6 protein-coding genes and 1 pseudogene are annotated in these 9,405 nt (G+C 72.7%); 6 read left to right on the plus strand and 1 reads right to left on the minus strand.

All coding sequences use genetic code 11. The features are described from left to right. From HW578_RS18070 to ggt, 3 genes and pseudogenes are all read left to right on the plus strand, one after another. Nucleotides 1-356: pseudogene (locus HW578_RS18070) on the plus strand (hypothetical protein); the annotation flags it as partial. A gap of 50 nt (nt 357-406) precedes the next feature. Continuing rightward, nucleotides 407-658 carry a hypothetical protein gene (locus tag HW578_RS18075; protein WP_198372037.1) on the plus strand — a complete coding sequence of 84 codons (252 nt, stop codon included), beginning with the start codon at nt 407-409 and terminating at the stop codon, nt 656-658. A gap of 16 nt (nt 659-674) precedes the next feature. Next, nucleotides 675-2,366: a gamma-glutamyltransferase gene (gene ggt / locus HW578_RS18080; protein ID WP_232479086.1), complete on the plus strand. Its 1,692-nt coding sequence runs from the start codon at nt 675-677 to the stop codon at nt 2,364-2,366. Between the two features lie 47 nt (nt 2,367-2,413). On the opposite strand, the gene HW578_RS18085 is transcribed toward ggt, so the two are convergent. Then, nucleotides 2,414-3,106: a response regulator transcription factor gene (locus HW578_RS18085; RefSeq protein ID WP_198372039.1), complete on the minus strand. Its 693-nt coding sequence runs from the start codon at nt 3,104-3,106 to the stop codon at nt 2,414-2,416. 171 nt (nt 3,107-3,277) lie between these two features. Between HW578_RS18085 and HW578_RS18090 the strand changes: the two genes are divergently transcribed. From HW578_RS18090 to HW578_RS18100, 3 genes are all read left to right on the plus strand, one after another. Beyond that, nucleotides 3,278-4,636 carry a sensor histidine kinase gene (locus tag HW578_RS18090; protein WP_198372041.1) on the plus strand — a complete coding sequence of 453 codons (1,359 nt, stop codon included), beginning with the start codon at nt 3,278-3,280 and terminating at the stop codon, nt 4,634-4,636. A gap of 91 nt (nt 4,637-4,727) precedes the next feature. Then, nucleotides 4,728-6,041 (plus strand): efflux RND transporter periplasmic adaptor subunit, encoded by a 1,314-nt coding sequence (locus tag HW578_RS18095; protein WP_198372043.1) that lies wholly within the window; start codon nt 4,728-4,730, stop codon nt 6,039-6,041. A 93-nt stretch (nt 6,042-6,134) separates the two neighbouring features. Beyond that, nucleotides 6,135-9,284, plus strand: coding sequence for an efflux RND transporter permease subunit (locus tag HW578_RS18100; protein ID WP_198372045.1), 3,150 nt, complete (start codon nt 6,135-6,137; stop codon nt 9,282-9,284). The last annotated feature ends 121 nt before the right edge of the window (nt 9,285-9,405 follow it).

Raw genomic sequence — 9,405 nt, forward strand, 5'->3', positions numbered from 1 at the left:
CGGGGTCTGCCGCCTCGCCGCCGCACGGCACGGCCCAGGTGCCGCCGCCGCGCCTGGCGCCTCCGCCCGCCGCCCCCGCGACACGGCTGGTGAACGGCGCCGCCGACACGATCTCCCGCCTGTTCGTCGCGCGCGTCGAGGACGGCTTGGGCCAGGAGGACTGGCTCGGCCATGCGCAGATCACGCCGGGCAATGCGGTGCTGTTGCGCCCGCCGCCGGGGCAGGGTTGCCTGTTCAATATCCGCGTTGTCTATGTTGGCGGCAGGACCGAGGACCGTCCGGGGGTTGACCTGTGCGCCGCACCCGATCTGCGATTCGAGGGAAGCAAGGGCGCCGGTGGATCCTCGCCGCGCTGAGCCTGCTGGCAGCGCCGGCGGCGGCGCAGGACCAGCGGCCGCGCACCTTCATGCTGATGAATGGCGGGCCGGTCCCGGTCGTGGCGGTCGAGATGTCGCCGAGCGGCCGGGCGCAGTTCGGCGCCTCGCTGATCGGGCGCGTCGAGTTGCCGCCAGGCAGCACGCTGCACGTGACGCCGCCCGGCGGCACCCCCTGCCTGAACGACCTGCGAATCCGATGGTCGGATGGCCGGGTCGAGGACCGCGCGCGCGAGGATCTGTGCCAGCCGCAGCGGATCATCCGCCTGGCACCCGCACATTGAAGGACGCATCCCGGCCATGAGCAGCGACTGGACCACCCGCGCGGGCACGCGATTCGCCACCTCCAAGCGCCCCGCCACGGGTACGCACGGCATGGTGGTGACCAACCATCCGCTGGCCTCGGCCGCGGGGGCGGAGATGCTGGCGGCCGGCGGCAATGCCTTCGACGGCGCGATCGCCGCGCTGTTCGCGCTGAGCGTGGTGGAACCCATGATGGTGGGGCTGCTGGGCGGCGGGACGGCGCATCTGCGCCTTGCCGATGGTACGCATACGGTCATCGACGGCATGGCGCGCTGCGCCGCCGCCGCCAGGCCCGACATGTTCGCCCCGGCGCAGCCGGAGAACCCGCGCAACCTCGAAGCGGTCGGGCGGGTGAACGCGGTCGGCGGGCTGTCGGTGGCGACACCGGGCAACCTCAAGGCCTGGTGCGAGATCCTGGACCGCTTCGGCAGCCTGCCGCTGGCCGATGTGATGGCGCCGGCCATCCGCCATGCGGAACGCGGCTACCGCGCCACGCCGTATCTCGCGGAATGCGCGGCGGAGGCGGCGCCGGACCTGGCGAAGGACCCCGCCATCGCGGCGATCTACCTGCCGGGTGGGTCGCCGCTGAAGCCCGGGCATCGCGTGGTGCAGGGCGACTATGCGCAGACGCTGAAGACCATCGCGCAGCAGGGCGCGGCGGCGATCGACGGCGCGCTGGGCGATGCCGTGGCGGCGGGCATTGCGCGCGCGGGGGGCATCGTGACCGCGGCGGACATGCGCGACTACCGCACCATCGCGCGCGCGCCGCTGCGCGGGCCCTATCGCGACGTGGAGGTGGTGCTGCCGCCGCCGCCGGCCTCCTCCGGCGTGCATGTGCTGCAGATGCTGAACATCCTGTCCGGCTGGGATCTGCGTGCGCTGGGCTTCGGGTCCGCCGATACGCTGCATCTGCTGGCCGAGGCGCTGAAGATGGCCTTCGCGGACCGGGCGGTGGCGTCGGGCGACCCGGCCTTCGTGGATGTGCCGGTGGAGCGGCTGACCTCGGCGGCCTATGGCACGCAGCGGCGGTCGCTGATCGACATGGCGCGGGCGCAGGATTGGTCGGCCGGCATCGCCTCGGCCGAGAGCCCCCACACGACGCACATCACGGTGGCGGACGGCGAGGGGCGGATCGCCTGCATGACGCAGACGATCAATTCCACCTTCGGGGCCCGCTTCATCGTGCACGGCACCGGCATGATCCCGAACAACTACCTGGCGACCTTCGACCCGCGCCCCGGGCGCGCCCTGTCGATCGCGTCGGGCAAGCGGGTGACGACCTCGATGGCGCCGATGATCGTGCTGCGCGGCGGCCGGCCGGCCTATGCGCTCGGGATGCCCGGCGGGCTGAGGATCTTCGGCTGCGTCATGCAGGGGATGCTGAACCTGGTCGATCACGGCATGAGCCTGCAGGAGGCGGTGGAGGCGCCGCGGCTCTGGACGCAGGGCGATGCCGTGGAGATCGAGCCCGCCTTCGGCGAGGCGGTGCGCACGGTGCTTGCGGCGCGCGGCCATGTGCTGGCGCGCATGCCGCATATCGGCGGCGGCATGTGCGCCATCCGCTTCCACGAGGATGGCGCGATGGAGGGTGCCGCCTGCTGGCGCGCGGACGGCACCGCGATCGGGGTGGGTGGCGGCCTGGCGCGGGAGGGCGTGCGGTTCTGGCCGGACCCGGCTGGGCCGCGCTGACGCCGCGCGCACCAGCGCCTCGCCGCCGTGCCCGCCCTGCGCAGGGCTCAGCCCTGCCGCTGCGCCGTGCCCTCGGCGGCGAGCCGGTAGCCCAGCCCTCGCACCGTCTCGATGACGGCGCCCGCATCGCGCTCGGCCAGGCGCTTGCGCAGCCGGTGGATGTAGACCTCGAGGGCGTTGCGCCCGATCTCGCGGTCGAAGCTCTCGAGCCGTTCTTCCAGCGTTTCCTTGGCAACCGCGCGCGGCGCGGCGTTCAGCAGGGCTTCCAGCACCACGCGTTCGCGCCGCGTCGGATCGAAGGGTTGGTCGCCCACCGTCATGGCGCGCGACAGCGGATCGTAGGTGAGCCGGCCGCAGGTCAGGGAGGTCGGCCGCATGGCACCTGTCCTGCGGACGGCCGCGTTGATGCGCGCGACCAGTTCCTCCATCGCCACCGGCTTGATGATGTAGTCGTCGGCGCCGCGGTTCAGTCCCTCCACCCTGTCCTGCACGCCGCCGCGCGCGGTCAGCACCAGGACGGCCGGCGGCGGCCTGGCCGCACGGATCGCGGCCAGCAGGTCGAGCCCTTCGCCGTCCGGCAGGCCGCGGTCGAGCAGGACCGCGTCGAAGCGGAAGGCACGGCATGCGGCGCTGGCATCATCGAGAGTCTCGACGATGTCCACCGACCAGCCGGCCCGGCCGAGGCCCTCGGCGAGGAGTTCCGCCAGACGGTGATTGTCCTCGACCAGGAGGAGCCGCATGCATCCGTATCCCGCGGGCCGGTGCGCCGCCCGCGCGCCTGGAATCCGCCGCGCGCCGCGGGTTGTCAACCATGCTGGACGCGGCGCGACCGGTCCCGCTTATTGTAGCGCGGCGCGGCGCGGCGGGCATGGATGCCGGCGGCGGGCGCGACCTGGCGCGGAGGTGCCGGCATGCAGGTGACGCCCCGTTCGCTTCTCGGCCGCCTGACGGCGACCTTCGCGGCCATCGCCATCCTGGTCACCGCCCTCGCGGCCTGGGTGCTGGTGCGGCAGGTGCGCCGCGCCGTTGACACCGTCCATGCCCTCTCGCTGGAGGCGGTGCTCAATCCACTGTCGGACCGGCTGCACCTCGCCGGCATCGACAGCCTGGCCGAGCCGCTGCCGGAGCCGCTGGTGGCGCGCTTCGACACCGCGGGCGGGACGGTGAGCTTCGTCGTGCTCGATGCGGCGGATCGCGTCGTCGCGTCCTCGGCGCGGGCGGGCCGGTGGTTGCCGCGGCTTGGGCTGAATGCCGAGGAACCCGAGGTCGCGTTCCGAATCGAGGATGCCGACCGGCGCTTCTGGGGCCTGTCGCGGGTCGTGGACACGCCGCAGGGCCCGATGACCGTCCAGGTCGGGCAGGACATGACCAGCCCCTTCGTGGTGATCGACGACGTGCCGGGCGTCACCTTCGTGCCGATCATCGTGCTGCTGGCCGGCGGCGGTATGCTGATGCTCTCGACCAATCTCGGCCTGACACGGCTGCTGCTGCGCCCGCTCAATTCCGCCGCGGCCGAGGCGGCGGCGATCGTCCCCGGCGCGCAGCGGCGCATCGGCGCCCGCGGCATGCCGGCGGAGGTCCTGCCGCTGATCCAGGCGGTCAATGCCGCGCTCGACCGGCTGGACGAGGCGCTGGAACGGCAGAGGCGGTTCAGCCACGACGTCGCCCACGAGATCCGCACGCCGCTCGCGATCCTGACGACGGAGCTGGACCTGCTGGCCGATTCGAAGGTGTCGGCGCGGTTGCGCGGCGATGTCGAGCACCTGGCGCAGATCGTGGACCAGCTTCTGGAATCGGCCGAATCCGCGCCGCCCTCGCCGGATGACGAGACCGACCTCGCGCAGCTCTGCCGGGAGGTCGCGGAGCGGCTGTCGGCGACCGCGCAGCGCGAGGGGCGCTCGATCGAGGTGCAGGGCGCCGACGTGCCAATCTGGGTGCGCGGCGATCCGGTCGAGCTGCGCCGCGCCGTGGTCAACCTCGTGGACAATGCGCTGCGCCATACCGCCCGCGGCACGACGGTGCAGGTCCGGCTGGCGCCGCCGGCGACGGTCGAGGTCGCGGACCGCGGCCCCGGCGTGCCCGGCGCCCATCAGGCGCTGGTCTTCGAGCGCTTCTGGCGCGCCGACCGCACGGCACGGCGCGGTTCGGGCATCGGCCTCGCGCTGGTGTCCGAGATCGCATCCCGGCACGGCGGCACCGTGACGGTGCGCGACAATCCCGGCGGCGGCGCAGTCTTCGCGCTGAGCCTGCTCGGGTCGCGTGCGGCATGACGGGGTGGCGTCCGTAAGGTCGGCGAAAGGTTGCCCTGGCACAAGCGCGCCGACGGGCGTGCTGCCCTGCGCACCCTTGGGGATTCCACCGATGACGATGATGCACCCGCCGCCGCCGCCGGCCGGCCCTGGGACCGAGAGCGTCACGACCGAGATGACCCTGTCCGCCGATGCCAGGCCGGCAGCCGGCTCGCCGTGGCGCCGGCGCGCCGTCTGGGCCGCCGGCGCGCTGGGCGCGGCGGTGGCCGGCTTCATGATTCTGCACGCCGGCCATGACGACCCGCAGCCGCATCCGGCGGCCGGAACCGCTGCGCGCGCGGCGGACCCGACCTTCCGCCTGGGCGAGTCCGAGATCCGCTCGCTGCGGATCGAACCGGTCGTGACGCATGATTTCCGCAGCGAGCGGCTCGCGGAGGGCCGGATCGCCTACAACGAGGACCGCTCGACCCCTGTCTTTACACCCTATTCCGGCCGCATCCTGCGCGTGCTGGTCCGCCAGGGCGACGCCGTGGTCGCCGGCCAGCCGCTGTTCGAGATCGAGACCACCGACCTGGTGCAGGCGGCGAACGACCTGCTCACCGCGCTGGACGGCGTGGTCAAGGGGCGCACCACGCTCGACCTCGCGCGACGCAACGAGGCGCGGCAGCGCGATCTGGTGCAGGCGCGCGCGGCGGCGCGGCGCGACCTCGAGCAGGCCGAGGCGGAGGCCGCCAACGCGGCGTCCGACCTGCGCGTGGCGGAGACCGCCCTGGATGCGGCGCGCGACCGGATGCGCGTGCTGGGCCGCTCGGCGCGCGACGTTGCCGAGCTGGAACGCACGCGGCGGGTCGATGCGGTGGTCGCGGTCGCCGCGCCGATCGGCGGCACGGTCGTGCAGCGCCGGGCCGGGCCGGGCCAGTGGGTCGCGTCCGGCGCGACCGACCCGGTCGTGACCATCGCCGATCTCTCCACGATGTGGCTCGTGGCGGCGGTGCGCGAGCTCGACGCGCCTGGCGTGCGCGTCGGCCAGCGCGTCGAGGTGCGGGTGAACGCCCTGCCCGACCGGGTCTTCGAGGCGCGGATCGCCTCGGTCGGTTCCTCGCTCGACCCCGCCACGCGGCGCCTGCCGGTGCGCGCCGAGGTCGAGGACCCCGAGGGCCTGCTGAAGACCGAGATGTTCGCGAGCTTCCGCATCTCGGTGGGCGAGGCCGGCAGCGCGGTCGGCGTGCCGGTCAGCGCGGTCATCCACCGCGGCGCCGAGACGGCCGTCTGGGCGGCGCTCGACGGCAACCGCTTCGAGCTGCAGCGCGTCGCGCTCGGCCGCCGCGCCGGCAACATGCTCGAGGTTCGCGACGGGCTCGCCCCGGGTGCGCGGATCGTGACCGCCGGCGCCCTGTTCATCGACCGCGCGGCGAGCGTCGACTGAGCGGCGGGCCGCGGGCAGCCGCGGCCGCGCCAATCCCTTCCTTCCCTGTGGCCGGTGACCGGGGCTGCCCGGCGCGCGCCGATGCGGTGACCCATGCGCCTTGTCGTTGCCTTCGTGCTCGAGCGGCGGCCCCTCGTGCTGCTGCTCTTCGGCGTCTTCCTCGTGGTCGGCCTGGTCGCGTTCCGCAGCCTCAACATCGAGGCCTATCCCGACCCGGTGCCGCCCACCGTGGTGGTCATCACGCAGAATGCGGGGCAGAGCGCCGAGGAGGTCGAGCGCTACATCACCATCCCGATCGAGGTCTCGATGTCGGGGCTGCCCAATGTCGCGACGGTGCGCTCCACGAGCCTGTTCGGCCTGTCCGAGGTGAGGGTCCAGTTCACCTTCGCCTACACCTACGACGAGGCACTGCAGCAGGTGCTCAACCGGCTGGGCCAGCTCTCGGGCCTGCCGGAAGGCGCGCAGCCGGCGATCTCGCCGAGCTCGCCGATCGGCGAGATCATGCGCTACCGCGTGGTCGGGCCGCCGGGCTGGACCTCGACCGAGCTCAAGACGCTGAACGACTGGGTGCTGGACCGGCGCTTCAAGCGCATCCCGGGCGTGATCGACGTCACCACCTTCGGTGGCAGCACCAAGGCCTATACCGTCCAGGTGGACCTCGAGCGGCTCGCGGCGCACGGGCTTTCGCTCGCGCGGGTGCTGGAGGCGGTGCGCAACGGCAGCACCAATGTCGGTGCGGGCACCATCCGCCTCGGGCCGCAATCGGCCGTGGTGCAGGGGATCGGCCTGATCCGCGACCTCGAGGACATCGGCAGGACGGTCATCGGGTCGGCGAACGGGGTGCCGGTGCTGATCGAGGACGTCGCGCGCGTGGAGATCGGCACCCTGCCGCGGCTCGGCGTCGCGGGGCACGAGGTCGAGGACGACGCGGTGCTCGGCGTCGTGCTGATGCGCCGCGGCGAGCAGACCCTGCCCACCATCCACGGCGTGCAGCGCGAGGTCGAGCGCATCAACGCCGGCGGCGTCCTGCCGCCCGGCGTGCGCATCGTGCCGCTCTATGACCGCGAGGAGCTGGTGAACGTCGCCACCCGGACGGTGGTGAAGAACATCCTCGAGGGCGTCGCCCTCATCATCATCATCCAGTACCTGTTCCTGGGCGACCTGCGCGGCGCGATCGTGATCGCCGCGACCATCCCCTTCGCGTTCTTCTTCGCGATCCTGATCATGATGGCGCGCGGCGAGAGCGCCAACCTGCTCAGCCTCGGCGCGCTCGACTTCGGGCTGCTGGTCGATGCGACGGTGATCATGGTGGAGAACGTCTTCCGCCACCTGCACCTGGCGCGGCACCGCGAGGGAATCTACGCGCACGACCGCGGCACGGGCATGAGCCGCATCGTCCTGCGCGCGGCCGGCGAGGTTGACAAGGCGATCTTCTTCTCCGCCCTGATCATCATCGCCGCCTTCATCCCGCTGTTCACCCTGGGCGGGATCGAGGGGCGCATCTTCGGCCCGATGTCCAAGACCTACGCCTATGCGATCATCGGCGCGCTGATCGCGACCTTCACCATCACCCCGGTGCTCGCCGCGACCCTGTTCCGCGAGGACACCGAGGAGCGCGACACCTTCCTGGTCCGCTGGCTGCGCCGCGGCTACGGGCGCGCCTATGCCGGCTCGATACGCCGGCGCGCGCTGACCATGGTCTTCGCGGGCTTCGCCATGTGCGCGACGGTCGGCATCTTCACCCGCCTCGGCGCCGAGTTCCTGCCGACGCTCGAGGAAGGCAGCATCTGGCTGCGCGCGACCATGCCCGCCACCATCTCGCTCGAGGAGGCGAACCCGACGGTGAACCAGATCCGGCGGGTGCTGATGGAGTTCCCCGAGGTCATCACCGTCACCAGCCAGCACGGCCGCCCGGACGACGGGACCGACAGCGCGGGCTTCTTCAACGCCGAGTTCTTCGTCCCGCTGCGGCCGCAGGCGCAATGGCGCACCGCGCACGACCGCGACGGGCTGGTCGCCGCGGTCCAGGCGCGGCTGCGCCGCGAGTTCCTGGGCGTGGACTTCTCCTTCTCCCAGACCATCTCGGACAACGTCCAGGAGGCCGCCTCGGGCGTGAAGGGCGCCAACGCGATCAAGGTCATCGGCCCCGACCTCGCGGTGCTGACGCGCATCGCAGATCAGGTGCGCCGCGAGGTCGCGCAGGTGTACGGCGTCGAGGACCTGGCGGTGCTGCAGAGCCTCGGCCAGCCCACGCTCTCGATCCGCGTGGACCGCGCGCGTGCGGCGCGCTACGGGCTTTCGATGGCCGACGTCACGGCGCAGATCGCCGCCGCGATCGGTGGGCAGGAGGCCGGGCGCGTCTACGAGCCGGGTGCGGACCGCAACTTCCCCATCATCGTCTGCCTGTCGGCCGAGTACCGCGACAGCATCGACGCCATCGGCCGCATGCCGATCGGCGGCGCCGACGGTGCGACGCTGCGCGACATCGCGCAGATCGAGCTGATCACCGGCCCGTCGTACATCTACCGCGAGGAGGCGTCGCGCTACATCCCGGTGCGCTTCTCGGTGCGCGGGCGCGACCCGGCGAGCGCGGTGACCGAGGCACAGGAGCGCGTCGCGCGCGCGGTGGAACTGCCGCCCGGCTACCGGCTGGAATGGGTCGGCGAGTTCCGCAACCTGCAGGAGGCAATCAAGCGCCTGACCACGGTCGTGCCCGTGGCGATCGGGCTGATCGCCGTATTGCTCTACATCTCCTTCGGGCGCCTGCAGGAGACGCTGATGGTGCTCTCGCTGCTGCCGATGTCGATCACCGGCGGCGTGATCGCGCTCTGGATCTCCGGTCTCAACTTCAGCGTCCCGGCGGCGATCGGCTTCCTGGCGCTGTTCGGCATCACGGTGATGGAGGCGATCATCTTCCTCACCTACTTCTCGCAGCTGCGCGAGGAAGGGCTGACCTGGTCGGTCGCCCTCGAGCGTGCCGGGCGGGACCGGCTGCGGCCGGTGATGATGACCTGTTTCGCCTCCTTCTGCGGGCTGCTGCCGATGGCGCTCGCCTCCGGCATCGGCGCCGACGTGCAGCGCCCGCTCGCGCTGGTGGTGGTGGGCGGCATCGGCCTTGTCCCGGTCTTCGTGCTTCTCGTGCTGCCGGTGATGGTCGACCTCGTCGGGCGGCGCGCAGCCGAGGAGGAGGAACGGCTCGAGGGCCTGGTGGCGGCGCCGGCGACCTCCAGGGCAGGGGAGTAGCCGCGCCGTGACCCTTCCCGCGCCACGACTTCTCCTGGTTCTCGTGGTGCTCGCCGCCCCGGTGCTGCCGGCGGCGGGCCAGGCGCCGCCGCGCGAGCGCGCCGCTGCGCGCCAGGCCCCG

This window comes from Roseomonas rosulenta (genome assembly GCF_016106005.1).
In the GTDB taxonomy this organism is placed as follows: domain Bacteria; phylum Pseudomonadota; class Alphaproteobacteria; order Acetobacterales; family Acetobacteraceae; genus Neoroseomonas; species Neoroseomonas rosulenta.